Raw genomic sequence first — 17,328 nt, 5'->3', positions numbered from 1 at the left:
TCCACACCCCTTTTGAGAGACAGCCCATGGCACCTCCTATCTCCCCACCCCTGAAGGCGCTCCTCCTGGCCATGGAGTACACGCCGAACGTGGCCGGCGGTGTGGGCACCTATGTCTACGAGCTGGCCCGCGGGCTGGCGCGCGACGGGTGCAAGGTCACCGTCCTGGCGTACACGCCCGGCGAGCCCGCCGTGCTCCGCGAGCCCAACCTCACCGTGCACATGATGCCGCCCAGCCGCGGCAGCCTCTCCCAGGCGGGAAAGCTCTCCCTGGTGGGCGGCATCCGCGTCTTCAACGACGACCTGATTCACCGAGGCCGCGAGCTCATCCACGAGGAGAAGCCAGACCTCATCCACTTCCACCAGTGGCACACCCACCGCGCCGCGCGAGCGCTGGCCCACGAGGCCGGTGTGCCGGTGCTGGGGACCAGCCACTACATCTCCGAGCCCGCCGAGCGATGGTGGGGACAGACGCCCGACCCGGAGATTCTCGAGGAGGAGCGCAGCTTCTACGACGGGTCGACGAACGTCATCTCGGTGAGTGACTCCATGAGCGAGCTCATCCGAGAGACCTATGGGATGCCGGCGTCGCTGCTGCACACCATCCACTGCGGCATGGACGCGGGCCCCTTCCTCCAGCCCTCACATGCGCCGGAGGACTACGCCCGGCTGCGCGCCACGGTGGCCACGCCAGATGACCCGGTCGTTCTCTACACGGGCCGGCTCCATCCCATGAAGGGCATCAGCGCCATCTTCGCCGCCGCCGAGCGCGTGCTCGAACGGCGCCCCAACGTGCGCTTCCTCCTGGCCGGTGGCACCGACTCGCGTGAGTCCACGCAGATGGTGCAGACGCTGACCCAGCGCTACGCGCACCTGCGCCACCGCATCAAGCTGCTGGGCAAGCTGCCACGCCAGCAACTCGGGCTGCTCCATCGAATCGCGGATCTGGCGCTGGTGCCTTCGCTCTACGAGCCCTTTGGCTACACGGCCATCGAGGCCATGGCATCCGGTCTGCCGCTGGTGGCGACGCGCTCCGGAGGCCCGTCGGAAATCGTCGACCACGAGAAGACGGGCCTGCTCGTCCCCGTGCTCCCAGGCGCACCGGGAGGTCCGCGCGAAGTGGACGTGGAGTCGCTCGCCGCCGCGCAGCTCAACCTGCTGGAAGACCGTGAGCGGGCGCGGCGCATGGGGCTCGCCGGCCAGCAACGCGTGGTGGAGCTGTTCAGCCTGCCGCGCATGGTGGCCGCCAACCTCACCGTGTACCAGAAGCTCGTTGGCGGACAGGGACGCGAGGTGCGGTCATGACGGAGTGGTTGGCCTTCCACGTCCCCGCACCGGCTTCCTGGGTGCGGCTGTTCTGCCTGCCTCACGCGGGCGGCAGCGCCTCCCTGTTCCGCACCTGGCAGGCGGAGCTGGGACAAGACATCGAGGTGTGCCCGGTGCAGCTCCCCGGCCGGGAGAACCGCCTGCGCGAGCCGCCCCTGCGCGCGATGCCGGACGTCATCGCGCCACTGGTGGACGTGCTGGCGAAGCACACGGACAAGCCCTACGCCCTCTTCGGACACAGCATGGGCGCGCTGCTCGCATACGAGCTGACGCGGGCCCTGCGCGAGCGCGGGCTGCCGGCGCCGCTGCACCTCTTCGTCGCCAGCTACCGGGCGCCGCACACGCTCCAGGCCCACACACCGGCCACGGCCACCCATGACATCGACGCGTCAGAGGCCCGGCGCCTGGGCGAATCGCGCGCCGTGTCGGGAGCCATGGCGGAAGAGCTGCTGACGCTCATGCGTACCACCATGCTGGCGGACACCGCCGTGTGCGAGGGCTACTCGTGGAAGCCGGGCCCCGTCCTGGCGTGCCCGCTCTCCGCCTTCCGCGGCTTCGACGACTACGTGCCCGATGACGCGACGGAGGCGTGGCGCCAGCTCACCTCCGGTCCGTTCGCCACCCAGACGTTCCTGGGGGACCACTTCTTCCTGCGACAGACGCCGCGCGGCCTGCTGCAGAACATCCGCCGGAGCCTCACCAGGCTGCGGCCCGCTTCGACTCGCTGACCCCATTTTTCAAAGGAGCCTTCCCGATGAAGTACCTCGTCTACGTCAAGGATCGCACCTCGGGCCCCCAGCCCCAGGACCCCATCGCCCTCAACCGCGCTGTCCGTGACTGGGTGGGCGCCCGCCTCCAGGACGGCACCTTCGACTGTGCCTACTACGTCCTCCCGAAGATGGGGCTCTGCATCCTCAACGCCGACTCGCACGAGTCGCTACTGTCGCTGCTGCGTGCCTGGCCGTCCTTCCCGTTCCAGGAGTTCGAAATCCACATGCTGGCGGACGTGCGCCACGGCATCGACAACAACTTCGAGCGCCTGCAGAAGGCGAGCGCCCAGGGCCAAAGCGAGAGCGCGGCCTGACGCACCACCCGGGAGAGCTGCCATGAGCACCGCCACTGCCCAGAAGGTCGCCGAGCCCCTGGTTCCCGAGCGCATGCCGCTCGACAACCGCCGGGCCTTCTACGAGCGCATCGAAGCCAACAACAAACCCGTCATCCTCACCGACGCCATGAAAGGCTGGCCCGCTGCCGAGCGGTGGACCTTCGACTACTTCGCCACGAAGTACCGCGACGTGAGCGTCCCCGTGGAGTGGCTGCAATACAACGCCAAGGACACGGGCGGCGTGGAGCGCGTGGGCCGCGTGCGGAAGATGAGCATGCAAGAGTACGTCGACACGCTGAAGGCGAAGGGCGGCGAGACGCCGGGTTACCTCATCGGCAATGACCTGTTCCGCACCCTGCCGGAGCTGCACAAGGACGTCCGCTTCGACGACTACGCCGTCCAGCGCAAGCTCACCGAGCAGCTCTTCTTCATGGGCCCGCGCGGCACCTTCACCCAGCTCCACCTGGACCGCGCCCACAACCTGCACGCCGTCATGGTGGGCCGCAAGCAATGGCAGTTGTACTCGCCCAAGCGGGACGCGGAGCTGAGCCCGGCGAAGCTCAGCCACCCGTGGTCCGTCGTGAGCGCCCACGACCTGACGCCCCACGGCGGCAAGGCGGACCAGCTCCCCGGCGGCCTCGTCCCGGACTACGACTTCGTCCTGGAGGCCGGAGAGATTCTCTACCTGCCCTACGGATGGTGGCACCGCGTGTACACGGTGGAGGACGCCATCGCCACCAACTATTGGTGGTGGACCTGGTCGATGCTGGCCAAACTGGGCCCGAAGCTCATCCCCTCCATCGCCCTGAGCGCGGCGGGCCGCATCCGCAAGCAGCAGAAGCTGGGCCGCGAGTACCGCGAGCAGTAACGCGGCCCTGAAGCCTCACTCCAGTTCGATGAGGGCGCCCACGATGGCGCCCTGCGCGACGTTCACCACGCCGGTGCCCCGCCGCATGGGGCACATGCGGAGGAAGTGCCCGCCGTAGGTCTCTCCGAGCACAAAGAGTCCCCAGACAGCGCTGTAGGGCACCACCGTGCCTTCCGGACCCAGCGCGTGGAGGGGCGTCGGGTGCACGCGCTCCTGCGCCACCCAGCCGCCCACGTCGAGCGCCTTGCGCACAGCCGTGTCCCACACGTCGGCGGAAGTCGCCCCGCCCACCAGCACGGACTCGCCGCCGTAGTCCCGACCCGGCTTGAGGACCAGGGACTCGCGTTGCGAGGCCAGCAGCTCCGGAACCAGGTACCGCGCCCCGTCCCGCTCGACGTGCGTCCGTTCGACCCGGCATGACCAGGGCACGTGCCGACGCACCAACTCCCGTTCCGCATCCGACAGCGCGGGCGATGTCACGTGCTCCCAGAGCAGCGCGAGGTTGCGCTTGTCGTCGAGCACATCCTGCGCCGGGCCATTGAGGAGACTGACCGTTCGGGCATCGAACGCGGCCTGGGCCTGCGCGACGTAGGTCGCTCCCGCCATCGCCAGCCTGTCTCGCGCGTCGTACTCCACAACCGCGTGCAGCCGCTTGCCCCGGAGCGTGAGGCGGGCGCCGGGCTCGGATTCCACCGAGCCATAGGCGGCCAGGAGGACCTCGCCGCGCGCGCCTTCGGGCTGGAGGAGTTCCTGGAGCTGGGCGGTGAAGAACCGGCTCACCTGCTCCGCCGGGCCTGCTTCCGGCAAGGTGCTCGGGGTGAAGAGGATTCCGATGTTGCACTCCCCTTCCCAGTCGATGTCGCGCCGCACGGTATCGACGAGGTTGGAGAAGAAGTCGCGCAGCGTCCGCGGCTGACGGACACGCAGCCGTTGCTCCATGGCGAAGCGCTGCATCGCGGGCTGCGCCAGCACCTGTTGGACGTGGATGGCCGTCTCCCAGCCCCCGACACCCGCGGTCAGGTTGAACTCCACGCACTTGAAGGCCGTGCCGTCATGGATGAAGTCACCACGGCCAATGGCTCCGCGGGCGTCATCCGTCCGCGCCAGGGCCTCGAGCGCCGCGTGCGCCCGCTCATGCGGCAGCCCGTAGAACGCCGCCGCGCGATCCGTGGCCCCCAGCAGGCGCCGGGGGGCCCGCTTGATGAGCCGGCAGAGCGCCGGGGCGACCTCCCGCATCTGCCGTGCAACCGGGCCCTCCACGAAGGTGGGCCACGCATGCAGCTCATAGGTGATGAACGGCGACGCCTCGTGCGGCTTGAACGTATGGCGCGACAGGGCCTCGGGGACGCGCTCTGCGAACTCCAGGAACGCAGCGGCGGCAGGGGAAAGCTGGCCGTGCAGCGCTTTGACTTCTGGAGGGAATGGTCCGCCGGGAATCGGCTCGGGCACGCTCATGGGCGTACGGCTCCTTCATGAAAAGGGGTGAAACCGTTGAATGGCCGCGGGCTGGTCAAGACATCTCGCAGACCATCCGCAGCTCGCTCGTGTAGCAGCGCTGAGCCGCGTCGGTGAGCCAGAGGTGCTCAGGGTCCGGCAGCATCTCCGAGAACTGGACGCGTGAAGCCGGCGACTCCTCCGCCGTGCGCCGCACCAGCTTCGCCATCATCTCCACCAGCAAGGGGCTGTCGAAGTCCACGAAGCACGGCTTGCGCTCCGTCGCCACCTTGAAGAACGCGAAGCGCGGAATGCCCAGTCCCTGCTGCCAACGCCGGGCCTCCAGCCATTGCGCCATCGGGTCCGCGAGTCCGGCGAAGCCCAGCTCGGAAGCAGGCGCGCTCCAGCGCTCACGGGCGACGACCACGCCATCCACCGTCACCCGAGGCGAGTAGTCATCGGCCAGCGCCAGGTCGAAGATGCTGGCGCAGCGCTGCTCCAGGAACACGGCCATGAACTCCATCAGGCCGAAGCGGCGCCCGCTCACGCGGTCGAGGACCTCCAGCGTGCCGTCACGCCGCTCCACCACCATGTCCCCCACGCGGAGCGCGCGAGCGCCCGGCTGGGGCGGCGGCTCCTGCCCGGAGAGGTAGTAGAGGCTGTCTCGCGGGAAGAGGCACGGTAGCGTCCGCTGGCTCCACTCGGACTTCGGGAACACGGGCACCACGTCGGCCCCGGTGGCACACCGCTCCGCGAGCGCGAAGAGTTCCTCGGGCGCCGGGTGCTGTTCCACGAAGAGCGAGGAGATGCTGTTGCACAAATGCAGCTCGCCCAGCACCAACTGGTAGTCCCCGGCACGAACGGCCTCCTCACTGGCCGCGTCAATCATCACGTCCGGTGAGGCGTGCCAGCGGCTTCGCCACGCCGGGCCCACCTCGCCGAAGGCCTCGCGCACGCGGGGCCGGAGCGAATCGACGGTGCGCGTCTGGCGGCGGACCTCCGGCTCCAGGGCAAAGAGCTCACGCCAGCGCCGGCGATGCTCGGCGACGGCCTTGGCCACGGGCATCAGCTCCGCTTCAGAGGCCGGGTCCTTGAGTCCCTGGACGAAGGCGAGTTGGAGCGCGGTGAGCGACACGGGTGCGCCGCCTTCGGACAACCGGTCGAAGAGCGCATCCAGGCCCGCGCGCGTTCCCCGTGTCACCTCCCCCACCAGCCACCGCGCTCCGGTCAGCACCAGCTCCAGCACGGCTCCGAGCCGGCCAATCACCGGAGCGCCCAGCACCAACGCGCCGTCGCGCTCACAGTCCTCGTAGATGAGCGTCCGCGAGGCATACGTCTGGCCCGCCGCGCGCGTCGGCGGCGCCCCCGTCACCTCCTGGAACACAGCCTCCAGCTCCGCGACCGCGGCATCCAAGGCCGTGGGCGTCCCTGCCGCGGCTTCGACAGCGGCCCGCGCGCGCTCCAGACGCTCCAGCGGCGCCAGCGCACGGGCCCGCGCGTCTGCATCCTCGATGGCCATCAACGCACCGCGCAGCACCACCTCGGGCCGGATGACGAGCGGCACCTCCCAGCCCCAGACCAGGACACCGAAACCCACCGCCTGTTCGAGCGCCGTGAAGATTTCATCCTGTGAGGCGAAGGCAGGTGAATCACCGGCCGTGAGCTCCCGCGCGATGCTCACGGCGCTGGCCGAGCCATCACACCGCGACAGGAGCAGCGCCTGCTCCGGGCCCAGCTCCACCGGCGTCGGCATGGGGCCGTGAAGCACGTGCCCCTCCAGCCGGAAGTATGGCAACAGCCGGGGCGGTGCCCAGTGACGCAGGGACGCGTCGCGCGCCAGGGCGGCGCTGAGCGCATCCAGGCACCACGTCTCGAAATAGACCGCGCGCCGGGAGACGAGCCGCTGCCCGGGCGTCCAGCGCAGCCCTTCATTCGACGAAGTGAGCCGGGCCCAGCCCACGGGACCAAAGAAGCCGATGGTGTCGTTCTTGGTGCTGTAGCGCTGGACGTAGGAGGCCACCAGCCGCTCACGCTGCCGGGCCTTGCTATTCCGAGCGGTGGCGGGAAGGGCCGCCAGCGGCTCCACGCCCGTCTTGTAGGCATGGCGGTTCTGCCACAGGAGGGCCTCGCACAGGTGGGACGCCCCCGCCAGCGAGCGCAGCTCCGCGCTGATACCCAGCAGGTCCGAGTCGAACGCGGTGCGCAATGCGTCACCGGGTGTCTCAACCCCTGACGCGAGCCATGTATCAGCGGCGGAAGCCGCTGTCGGAGCCGCGAGCCGGAGCGCATCCTGAGCGGGAAAGCCGGCGCCACGCAGCGCGGCCCAAGGCCACAGGGCCATTCCTGGTGCAAGGGAGACGAGCGCGGGTGCTTCGGGCTTCGCGGAATCCAGAGGCTCGGATACACCAGTCAAGGAAGTCTGCCCCTTCCGAATAATACGTTTACTCTAGTATAGAGCCTCTCCCTTCCAACCACGAACCCTGTATGAACGCTCAATCATCATTGCCGCGCCTGTCGTATTTCACGGGTCGAGGCGTCGCTGAGAAGATCCGCCTGCTGCTCGCCGAGTCCGGAACGGAGTACGAGGACATCGACCTGGGCACCTATGACGTGCAGGCCAAGGTGAAGACACCGGCCTTCGAGGCCATCAAGGCGGCTGGCATGCTGGCCTTCGACAAGGTGCCGCTGTGGGAGGAGCCGGACGGCTTCCGCGTGGTACAGAGCCTGGCCATCTTGCGTCACGTCGCGCGCACCCGCGGCCTCTATGGGAAGGATGCGCGGGAGACCGCCGCCTGCGACATGATCATCGACGGCGTCGAGGAAGTGACGGCGCGCGCGCGCAGCCTGACCTCGCTCACGCCGGATCAGCTCTCCGAGCAGCTCCCCATCATCCTGGGCGAGGAACTGCCGCAGTGGCTCGGGCACTTCGAGCGGCTGCTGAAGAGCAACGGCAGTGGCGATGGCTTCTTCGTCGGCCCCTCCGTGACGGTGGCGGACACCAGCGTCTTCGGCTTCCTGGAGCTGCTCGTGGACAATGGCCTCCAGGATCTCCTGGAGAGCACCTACCCTGGGCTGTTCGGGTTCTTCGAGCGCATGAAGCAGCGCCCCAACCTCGCGCGGCACCTCGCCAGCCCCAAGCGGCACCCCGCCGTCCAGCTCCTCAACGGCTGAGCGGATCCGCGCCCGACGAAGCCCTCCGGCCATGACGCTTACCCTGAAATTCCACGACTCCGTCAGCCACCTGAGCGACGCGGAGCTGGATGCCCTCACCTCCGAGTCGAGCGTCTTCTTCGGCCGGCGCTGGTTCCGCATGCTGGACGCGGTCGACCTGTCCGCCATGGCCCGGGGGGAGCTGTCCCTGCGATATGCCATTGCGTATCAGCAGGGCACTCCCGTCGCGCTGTGCCCGTGTTTCATCACCCGTAGCAAGACCATCTACACGCCCTACTCGCTGGAGCATTTCCTCTTCACCAGTTGGAAGAAAGGCTTCGCCAACGGGCCGGCCTGGAGCCGGGTGGCCATCGCTGCGGCGGACCTCTACCGCAACGTGGCCTGGCGCACGGGAGCAGGCTTCGATGGCGGCGTTTTCGTCACCAGCCCGCTCAGCATGCGGAGCAGCATCCACTGTGCCGCGCAGTCCGTGGACGTCGCGAAGCAGGCTCGGGAGCTCATCCTCCAAGGGCTCCGGGAGCTCGCCACCAGCGAGCGGCTGCCGCTCTACTTCTACGGCGTGGAACGGGATGACACGACGCTGAGAGAGGCGCTCACCTCGGCGACGTTCCAGGAGATCTTCATCTACGACGACAACGTCATGGACGTTCCAGGGGACAACTTTGACGCCTACCTGGGGCAGTTCAAGAGCGACGTCCGGCGGGTGCTCAAGAAGGAGATGGCTCACGCTCGGGATGCGGGCGTTCGCTTCGAGCGCGTCTCCCGGATGGGCGAGATGGCGGAGCAACTGGAGCGGTTCTACGAGGTGACCTACTCCAAGTATGGCAGCGAGCACCTCCGCCATCCTTCCACGTTCTGGGCAGCGCTCGACCAGCACGTCTCGCCCGAGGCCGAGGCCGTGGTCGCCTACCAGAACGGCGACCCCATCGGCTTCTCCCTGCTGCTCCACAAGAACGATGAGATGTGGTTCTACCGGGTCGGCCGCGCCGAGGCCGGGGCATCCGAGACGCCGCTGTACTTCAACCTCGCCTTCTACGAGCCCCTGCGCCGGGCCTATGAGCTCGGCGTCAAGAAGCTCTGGCTGGGCGCCAGCGGGTACGAGACGAAGCGGCGCCGTGGCGCGCGCAGGCATGGGCTGTACAGCTACCTGTGGATTCCGGGGCGCTGGTCACGCACGGTGCTTCAGCCCTACGTGTCTGCCTACTCCCGCGTGGCAATGGCCATGGCAGCTAGCGGCCCCCAGAACGCTCGCATTCGCAAGACGCCCTGAACCCCCGAGGTGAGGACCTCCGCATCGCCTCCGTCCCAACCGCAGCCCACGAGGGACGGCCCCTCCATGCGAGCCGTCCATCACAGCAAGTGGTGGAGCGGTCACGCATCATCATCGTCGTCGAAGCGACGAAGGTTGCGCTGCCGCGCCAGGGTCTGCTTGCGACGCTGGAGCGAAGCATCCGCCGCTGGCGCCTCTTCACGGCGCTCCTGCCCCTCCGCTTCCGCTGGCTTCAGCAACGCCGCCAGGGCCTCCACGGTGACACCTTCGTAGAGGCTCGACGCAGGCAGGTCCAAGCCCAACTGCTTCTTGACGCGGCCACTGAGTTGCACGGCGATGAGCGAGTCGCCGCCGAGTTCGAAGAAGTTGTCCTGGATGCCGATGGGCGCCACGCCCAGCATCTCCTGCCACAGCTCCACCAGCGACCGCTGGAGCGGCGTACCCGGCATGACATACGCACCGCGAAGCTGCGGGCGCGGCTGATACGAGCGAGCACTGACTGCTTCGCCCCCTGGTTCGACCTGCGATGCCTGATGCGTGGCGTCCGGCGCCGACGTCACGGGCTGGGATGCAGTCGTGACCCGAGGCGCGGTCTCGACGGCGGCGGGCTCGATCCAGAAGCGCTGGCGCTCGAAGGGATAGGTGGGAAGTGGCACCCGATATCGAAGCTCCGCGCCATGGAACCCCTTCCAGTCCACGTGGACGCCCGCTTGCCACAGCCGGCCGAGCGTCTCGTAGGCCAGCGGCGCCATGCCGGCGGTGGCCCCGGCGTCCTTGGGCGGTGGCATGGAAGCCAGCACCGTGTGTGAGGCCGTGAAGACGGAGTGACGCTTCGCCAGCTTCCCCAGCACCTGGCCCGGGCCTACCTCCAGCAACACTCGCCTGGCGTCGGAGAGGAGCGCGTGCAAGCCGTCCGCGAAGCGCACCGTCCCGCGCAGGTGCTCGGCCCAGTAACGAGGGCTCGTCGCCTGCTCGGCGGTCACCCAGGTACCGGTGACGTTGGAGACGAATGGAAGCGTGGGCGCCGCCAGCGGCACCGTGGCCACCTGCGCGGCGAAGGCGTCGAGGATGGAGTCCATCATCGACGAGTGGAAGGCATGCGACGTCACCAGTGGCTGGCACTGAATCCCCGCCTCCTGGAGCTGCTTTCGCACCGCTTCGACAGCGGGGTGCGTCCCCGACAGCACGCACTGCATGGGGCCATTGAGGGCCGCAAGACTGAGCTCGGTTCCGCCTGCGCGCAGGTACGGCTGAACCTCGCCCTCGGACAGGGGCACCGCCAGCATCGCACCGGAAGGAAGTCCCTGCATGAGCCGGCCACGCGCGGCCACCAACCTCAGCGCGTGCTCCAGCGAGAAGACACCCGCGAGGCACGCCGCCACGTATTCGCCGATGCTGTGTCCCAGCATCGCCTGCGGCATCACGCCCCACGACATCCACAGGCGCGCGGTAGCGTACTCCAGCGTGAAGAGTGCGGGCTGCGTGAGCGCCGTCTGCGCCAGCTTCGTCCCGCTGCCCTCGGCGGCCTCGGGCTGAGGGTACAGCACCGTCCTCAGGTCCAGTCCGTCCAGGTGGGGCTTCAGCAACTCCGCGCAGCGGTCCACCTCGGCGCGGAAGACGGGCTCTGCCTCGTAAAGCGCTCGCCCCATGTCTACGTGCTGCGAGCCCTGGCCCGGGAAGAGGAACGCCACGGACCGCTCCACCGCGTCTTGCGCCTCCGTGAACACGCGAGGGCATTGTGGCTGCGACAGCGCGTCGACCGCATCCTCCGCGCTGCGAGCCAACACGAAGCGACGGTGCAGGAAACGTTGGCGTCCGGCCTGGAGCGTCCAGGCCACGTCCGCCAGATTCACACCCCCTTGGTTCTTCAATGACTCCACCAGCCGCGTCGTGACCGACTCCAACGCCGAGGGCGCCCGGGCCGACAGAGGCAACAGGTGCCATGCACGTCGCGAGGGTCCACTCGCGGGCAACCGGGGAGCCTCCTCCAGCACCACGTGCGCGTTGGTACCACCCACGCCGAAGGAACTCACGCCCGCTCGCCGCGGCGAGTCCCCCGCGGACCAGGGCTTGAGCGTGGCGTTGACGTAGAACGGGCTGCTGTCGAAGTCGATGGCTGGGTTGGGACGCTCGTAGTGAAGACTGGGCGGCAGCTCGCCGTGCTTCAGCGCCATCACCGTCTTCATCAGGCCCGTGATGCCCGCGGCCGCGTCCAGGTGGCCCAGGTTGCCCTTCACCGAGCCTAGCGCGCAGAAACGCCGTCGCTGGGTGGTGGCACGGAAGGCCTTGGTGAGCGCCTGCACCTCGATGGGGTCGCCCAGCGGCGTGGCGGTGCCATGGGCCTCCACGTAGCTGATGTCATCCGCCTCCAGTGCCGACGCCGCGAGCGCCTCCGCCACCACCTGAGCCTGGCCATCCACGCTGGGCGCGGTGAAGCCCGCCTTCAGCGCACCGTCATTGTTGGTGGCCGTGCCCTTGATGACGGCGTGAATGGTGTCACCGTCCCGCACCGCGGCTCGCAGCTTCTTCAGCAGCACCACGCCCACGCCGCTGCCGAAGAGCGTGCCCTGCGCCTTCGCATCGAAAGGCCGGCAGTGGCCATCCGGCGAGACCATGCCGCCCTCCGCGTGCCGGTACCCATTGAAGAACCCCACGTTGACGGACGCACCGCCCGCGAGCGCCATGTCGCACTCGCCATTGAGCAGGCTCTGGCAAGCCTGGTGCACCGCCACCAGCGAGGTGGAGCACGCGCTCTGCACGGTGTGGCTGGCACCCCTCAGGTTGAGCTTGTACGAGACGCGGGTGGCCAGGAAGTCGCCCCCGTTGCCGATGTTCACCTGCACCGGCTCGAAGGACTCCAGCACGCGTGGGTTCCGCGCCAGGTTCATCAACAGGTACGTGTTGAGCGTGGCGCCGCCGAACACGGAGATGGCGCCGGCGTAGTCACGCGGCGAGTAGCCAGCGTGCTCGAGCGCCTCCCAGCACGCCTCCAGGAAGACACGGTGCTGAGGGTCGGTGATTTCCGCCTCGCGTGGCGGCATCTCGAAGAAGGCCGCGTCGAACGACTCCGGCTCCGGAAGGATGGCCGCGGCCCGCACGAAGGACGGGTCCTCCAGCCGCTCCTCCGGCACACCGGCCGCGCGGGCCTCCTCCTTGGAGAAGAAGCGGATGGACTCCACTCCCTCGCGGAGATTGGCCCAGAGCGTGTCCACATCTCGAGCGCCGGGAAAGCGCCCGGCCATGCCGATGATGGCGACGTCGGCGTCGTCGAACTCCTGAGGGAGCTTGCTGTCCAAGGTGTCGTCTCCAGGTTCTCGTAGGTCGAAGGGGGCTTCGATGCGGGCACGCGCCCTACTCGCGACGGCTGCGCCGCTCTCTGCGCTGAGCCCCACGGCTCTGGCTGGACTCGAAGGCGGTGGTCTCCGCTGGGGCCGGTCCTTGTCCCAGCTTCTTCGCCAGGGTGGCCACGGTAGGGGCCTCGAAGACGCTGGTGAGGGGCACGTCCCGCCCCAGCTCCCGCTTCATCCGCCCGACGATCTTCAGCCACAGGAGTGAATTCCCTCCCAGGTCGAAGAAGTTGTCGTGAATGCCCAACTGCTCCAGTCCCAGTTGCTCCTGCCACACACGCACGAGCGCGCGCTCCACCTCATCGGTGGGTGCCACATACTCAGTGCCCAGCGCGGGACGTGAGTGCAACGTGCCCCCCGCGTCCTTCTTCGCGCCCGCGCCCTCGCGCCGCACCCACTGCGCTACGCGCGCGTCCAGGTTGCCCGTGGACACCAACACCTGCCCTTCCAGCGGCGCCTCCACCACCCGGCGGAAAGCCTCCACCGCCTCGTCGGGCGTCATGGCGAACTGGTCGATGCTGGTCTGGACGGCCTTCGCACCTTCGGCGGCATCCACCGGCCACCCATCCCAGTTGGTGCTCAGCCACCGCGTGCCACCGGTCCGAGAGCGTGCCGCCGCGAAAGCATCCAGGAAGGCATTGGCCGCCGCGTAGGCCCCCAATCCCAGGCCGCCCAGCACCGTGGCGTTGGAGGACACCAGCAGCACGAAATCCAACGCACGGCCCGCCAGCGCCCGGTCCAGTGCATATGTGCCATGCACCTTCGCCCGGAAATGCGGCACGCACGTCGCCGGCTCCATGGCGCCAAGCAACGACACCGCGCCGTCGCCCGCGAACCCCGCGGCGTGGATGACTCCATCCAGCGCGCCAAAGCGAGAATCCACCTCCGCCAGGACCGCGCGCAACTGCGCCTCATCCGCCACATCCGCGCGAGCCACCAGCACCTCCGCTCCCGCGGCCTCCAGCGCCCGCACCGCACGTTGACGGCGACCATCCGCGTCCCGCTCCGCGCCGGAGCGCCCCACCAGGACCAGCCGCGCCTGCCTGGTGCGCGCCAGATGGTCCGCCATCCGCAGGCCCACGCCGCCCAGGCCGCCCGTGATGACGTAGACGCCGCGCTGCTTGAGGGGCCAGGACACCGGCGTGTCCGCTTCGATGCGCAGCGGTTCGTACGCCTGCACCTGCCGGTGTGGGCCGCGCCAGGCCACCACCGGATCCGGGGCTTCCGACGTCACCTCCCGCACCAATGCATCCACCGATGGCGTGCGGACGTCCACGTAGCGGCACGCCACGGTGTCCAGCTCCTGCGGAATCACCTTGCACAGCGCCGGCAGCGTGGCGCGCTCGGGAGCCACCGCATCGGCGCTCTCCACCTCCAGCGCTTCGCGCCCGACCACCGTCAACTCCACGGGCCCGGGCAGCTCCGCACCGGACAGGGCCTGTGCCAGCCGCAGCACGCCAAAGAAACCGCGCGCCTGGGCCTCGTCGAAGTCCGCCCCGGACACATCAAGGCTCCAGAGGTACACCACGCGCTCCACGTTGAAGTTCCGAGCCTTCAACGCACGCAGGAACTGGGCGTGATCCTCACGCTCTCGCCCATCCACGGTGAACTCGTGCTCCGACACCTGACGGAAACCGGGGCCGGGCGTCACGCGAATGACACCGTGGCCCAGGCGCTCCAACCGCTCCGCCAGGGCCACCCCCAGGCCCCCCGCATCCTGGTAGACGACCCAGCCGCGCGGCGTCACGGGCCCTGCCTTGGGCATCAACGGCGCACGCTGCCACGAGGGCAGATAGAACCAGTCGGCCACGTCCGCGCTCTTGCGCGCGACACCCCTGCGACGCGAGGAGGACACCTCCGGCGCCAGCCAGTAATCCTGGCCCTCGAAGGGATAGGTCGGGAGCGGCACACGCAGACGCCGAGCACCGTCATGTACCGCGCTCCAGTCCACCTCCATGCCCGCCGCCCAGAGCCGGCCGACGGTGGTGGTGAGAAACACGTCATCCGGCACCGGGTCCTGGGGGTGACGCAGCGAGGAGAGGACCGAGGGGGCCTTGGGCCCACTGAGCTGCAGGCGCGCCAGTGTCCCCAGCGTGCGGCCTGGACCGACCTCCAGATAGACGCGGCCAGGCTGCGCGGCCAGCGTGCGGATGCCGTCACCAAAGCGCACCGTCTGCCGCAGATGCCGCGTCCAGTAAGCCGGGTCCACCGCTTCCTCGGGCGTCATCCACGTGCCGGTGACGTTGGAGACAATGGGCAACGCGGGCGCATTGCGCGCCAGGGTCCCCACGAAGGACTCGAAGCGCGCGAGGATGGGCTCCACCAGGTGCGAGTGCGCCGCCACGTCGATGGGGATGTGACGGAACTCCACCTCGCGACGGGTCAGCTCGGCGGCCAGCGCATCGACGGCGTCCACCGTCCCTGCGACCGCGCACTGCGCGGGTCCGTTCATCGCGGCAATGGACAGCGACTGCCCCAGCAACGGGCGAAGCTCCGCCTCGGGCAACGGGACGCTGAGCATGCCGCCACCGGGCAGTTCTTCGAAGAGCTTGCCGCGCAGCACCACCAGCGCCAGCGCGTCCTCCAAGGAGAAGACGCCCGCGAGGCACGCCGCAGCGTACTCGCCCAGGCTGTGGCCGATGAGCGCCTCGGGCTTCACGCCCCAGGATTGCCACAGCTGCGCCAGCGCGTATTCCACGGTGAAGAGCGCAGGCAGCGCCAGCGAAGTGCGCTTGAGGCGCTGCACTGCATCCGCGGCATTCGCCGCGTCCGGGTACATGACGGGCCGCAAGTCAAAGCCCAGCCGGGGCCGCAGGAGCTCACAGCAGCGGTCCACGGCCTCGCGGAACACCTTCTCGGAGGCGTAGAGGCCACGGCCCATGTCCGGGTACTGCGCGCCTCCGCCGGGCAACATGAAGACGGCCGACGGCGTGCTGTTGCCCGGGGCCAAGGTAAACATGCGCTGCGGGTCCTTGGACTCCAGCGCCGCCACGGCGCTCGCCCGGTCCTCACACACCACGACGCGGCGGATCTCCATGGGCTTGCGCCCGACCTGAAGCGTCCAGGCCACGTCCGCGAGCTGCTGCTCCGGGTGGGCCTGCAAGTGCGCCAGCAGCGCGGCCGTCTGGGACTCCAGCGCCGAGGCTGTCTTCGCGGACTGCACCAGGAGGTGCCATGAACGCGCCGCATCGCCCGGGAGGGTGCCAGGCGCCTCCTCCAGGATGACGTGCGCGTTGGTGCCACCAATCCCGAATGAGCTCACCCCCGCGCGCCGAGGCGTGTCTCCCTCCGGCCACGGCTTGAGCGCGGCGTTGACGTAGAAGGGGCTGCTCTCGAAGTCGATGCGTGGGTTGGGCTTCTCGTAGTGAAGGCTGGGAGGCAGCTCGCCATGCTCCAGCGAGAGCACCGTCTTCAGCAAACCGGTGACTCCCGCCGCCGCGTCCAGGTGGCCCACATTGGTCTTCACCGAGCCCAGCCCGCAGAAGCCACGCTTGTCCGTCCCCGCTCGGAAGGCCTCCGTGAGGGCCTGCACCTCCACGGGATCTCCCAGCGGCGTGGCGGTGCCATGCGCCTCCACGTAGGAGATGGAGTCCGAGGACACCTCCGCCACGGCCTGTGCGCGAGCAATGACCTCCGACTGTCCCTCAACCCCGGGGGCGGTGTAGCCCACCTTCATGGCGCCGTCGTTGTTGATGGCCGAGCCACGGATGACGGCGTGGATGGTGTCACCATCATTCAGCGCGTCCTCCAAGCGCTTGAGCACCACCACGCCCGCGCCGCTGCCGAAGAGCGTGCCCTGCCCCTTGGCGTCGAACGCGCGGCAGTGCCCGTCCGGAGAGGAGATGCCGCCGTCCTGATAGTGGTAGCCCGTGCGCTGCGGCATGTGCACGGACACGCCGCCCGCCAGCGCCACGTCGCACTGGTAGCCCAGCAACGACTGACAGGCGAGGTGCGTGGCCACCAGCGACGTCGAGCACCCCGTCTGCACGGTGAGCGCGGGCCCCTTGAGATTGAAGTGATAGGCCACGCGCGTGGCGAGGAAGTCTTTGTCGTTACCCACCATGGCCGGGAACGTGTCCTCGGCCTGCTGAAACTCCGCCCGAGAGAGCAGATTGAACAGCAGATAGGTGCTCAGGCTGGAGCCCGCGAAGACGCCGGTGGAGACCGTCAACCGGCCCGGGGCGTAGCCCGCGTGCTCCAGCGCCGACCAGGCACACTCCAGGAAGATGCGGTGCTGCGGGTCCAGCAACTCCGCCTCACGTGGGGCGTATCCGAACAAAGCCGCGTCGAAGCGCCCCGGCCGCTCCAGGACAGGCGCGGCGCGAACGAAGTTTGGATTGGCGAGCCAACCGGGCTCCACGCCCAACGCCTTCATCGCTTCGTTGGTAAAGAAAGTAATGGCCTCCCTGCCCTCACGCAGCAGGCGCCAGAAGGACTCCACGTCTTCGGCACCGGGCACGCGGGCGGCCATGCCGACAATGGCTACCGCGAGACTCGCGTCCCCCTCATACCGGGTGTGACGACCCATGCGTGTCTACCCCTGCTTCCTTGCGCGAGGCTGATGGAGCTCGAATCGCTCGAGCTGCTGCTCCGAGCGGCCCCCGTGGGACGAGACTCGGCGGCGCTTCGATGAACTGAAGGACTGGACGAACTCACGTCAGGGGGACGCCAGCATCCCCATCGCCGGATGCCCGACATGCACCTGCCTGCCGCGTGCTCGCCCGCTCTCTCCGAGAACGGCAACTACACTCCAGGTAATTCATCCTGGTACCAGTATGACATTGTCTACCGCATCAACCCCAGTCACA

General features: G+C 68.8%; 10 protein-coding genes. 6 read left to right on the top strand and 4 right to left on the bottom strand.

Features of this window, described 5'->3' with window-relative positions; genetic code table 11:
• The first annotated feature begins 26 nt into the window (after positions 1 to 26).
• The 4 genes from F8M74_RS00130 to F8M74_RS00115 are packed head-to-tail and all read left to right on the top strand — an operon-like array spanning position 27 to position 3,298.
• Positions 27 to 1,304: a glycosyltransferase family 4 protein gene (locus tag F8M74_RS00130; protein ID WP_141252622.1), complete on the top strand. Its 1,278-nt coding sequence runs from the start codon at positions 27 to 29 to the stop codon at positions 1,302 to 1,304.
• Entirely contained in the window at positions 1,301 to 2,053 is a 753-nt protein-coding gene (locus tag F8M74_RS00125) for a thioesterase II family protein (protein ID WP_141252623.1), read from the top strand. Before F8M74_RS00130 ends, F8M74_RS00125 begins: the two co-directional genes overlap by 4 nt.
• A gap of 26 nt (positions 2,054 to 2,079) precedes the next feature.
• A complete protein-coding gene (locus tag F8M74_RS00120) occupies positions 2,080 to 2,409 on the top strand; it encodes a hypothetical protein (RefSeq protein WP_141252624.1) in 330 nt (109 codons plus the stop codon).
• Positions 2,410 to 2,431: 22 nt separating this feature from the next.
• Entirely contained in the window at positions 2,432 to 3,298 is an 867-nt protein-coding gene (locus tag F8M74_RS00115) for a cupin-like domain-containing protein (RefSeq protein ID WP_140791651.1), read from the top strand.
• A 15-nt stretch (positions 3,299 to 3,313) separates the two neighbouring features.
• On the opposite strand, the gene F8M74_RS00110 is transcribed toward F8M74_RS00115, so the two are convergent.
• Together F8M74_RS00110 and F8M74_RS00105 are read right to left on the bottom strand one after the other, a co-directional pair.
• A complete protein-coding gene (locus F8M74_RS00110) occupies positions 3,314 to 4,753 on the bottom strand; it encodes a hypothetical protein (RefSeq protein WP_141252625.1) in 1,440 nt (479 codons plus the stop codon).
• 55 nt (positions 4,754 to 4,808) lie between these two features.
• Complete coding sequence (locus F8M74_RS00105; RefSeq protein WP_228559243.1) at positions 4,809 to 6,938, bottom strand: lantibiotic dehydratase; 2,130 nt, start codon at positions 6,936 to 6,938, stop codon at positions 4,809 to 4,811.
• Between the two features lie 278 nt (positions 6,939 to 7,216).
• Here F8M74_RS00105 and F8M74_RS00100 point away from each other — a divergent pair, with 278 nt between their 5' ends.
• The gene (locus tag F8M74_RS00100; protein ID WP_141252627.1) at positions 7,217 to 7,903 is read left to right on the top strand and encodes a glutathione S-transferase; all 687 of its coding nucleotides are present in this window, start codon (positions 7,217 to 7,219) and stop codon (positions 7,901 to 7,903) included.
• 31 nt (positions 7,904 to 7,934) lie between these two features.
• Positions 7,935 to 9,173, top strand: coding sequence for a GNAT family N-acetyltransferase (locus tag F8M74_RS00095; RefSeq protein WP_141252628.1), 1,239 nt, complete (start codon positions 7,935 to 7,937; stop codon positions 9,171 to 9,173).
• A gap of 101 nt (positions 9,174 to 9,274) precedes the next feature.
• Here the strand turns inward: F8M74_RS00095 and F8M74_RS00090 are convergent, their stop codons facing one another.
• Complete coding sequence (locus F8M74_RS00090) at positions 9,275 to 12,469, bottom strand: type I polyketide synthase (RefSeq protein ID WP_141252629.1); 3,195 nt, start codon at positions 12,467 to 12,469, stop codon at positions 9,275 to 9,277.
• A gap of 55 nt (positions 12,470 to 12,524) precedes the next feature.
• The gene (locus F8M74_RS00085) at positions 12,525 to 17,048 is read right to left on the bottom strand and encodes a type I polyketide synthase (RefSeq protein WP_141252630.1); all 4,524 of its coding nucleotides are present in this window, start codon (positions 17,046 to 17,048) and stop codon (positions 12,525 to 12,527) included.
• Between the last annotated feature and the right edge of the window lie 280 nt (positions 17,049 to 17,328).

Origin of the sequence: Myxococcus sp. CA023, from assembly GCF_010998615.1 — a bacterium.
Classification (GTDB): Bacteria; Myxococcota; Myxococcia; order Myxococcales; family Myxococcaceae; genus Myxococcus.
Note: the sequence above shows the minus strand (reverse complement) of the source record. Positions and strands in the feature narration are given on the sequence as shown.

Excerpts from the sequence above, each read along its gene's own strand:
- F8M74_RS00125 (WP_141252623.1), top strand. The coding sequence starts at position 1,301 with ATGACGGAGTGGTTGGCCTTCCACGTCCCCGCACCGGCTTCCTGGGTG.
- F8M74_RS00110 (WP_141252625.1), bottom strand. The coding sequence starts at position 4,753 with ATGAGCGTGCCCGAGCCGATTCCCGGCGGACCATTCCCTCCAGAAGTC.
- F8M74_RS00095 (WP_141252628.1), top strand. The coding sequence starts at position 7,935 with ATGACGCTTACCCTGAAATTCCACGACTCCGTCAGCCACCTGAGCGAC.
- F8M74_RS00120 (WP_141252624.1), top strand. The coding sequence starts at position 2,080 with ATGAAGTACCTCGTCTACGTCAAGGATCGCACCTCGGGCCCCCAGCCC.
- F8M74_RS00115 (WP_140791651.1), top strand. The coding sequence starts at position 2,432 with ATGAGCACCGCCACTGCCCAGAAGGTCGCCGAGCCCCTGGTTCCCGAG.
- F8M74_RS00085 (WP_141252630.1), bottom strand. The coding sequence starts at position 17,048 with ATGGGTCGTCACACCCGGTATGAGGGGGACGCGAGTCTCGCGGTAGCC.
- F8M74_RS00130 (WP_141252622.1), top strand. The coding sequence starts at position 27 with ATGGCACCTCCTATCTCCCCACCCCTGAAGGCGCTCCTCCTGGCCATG.
- F8M74_RS00100 (WP_141252627.1), top strand. The coding sequence starts at position 7,217 with ATGAACGCTCAATCATCATTGCCGCGCCTGTCGTATTTCACGGGTCGA.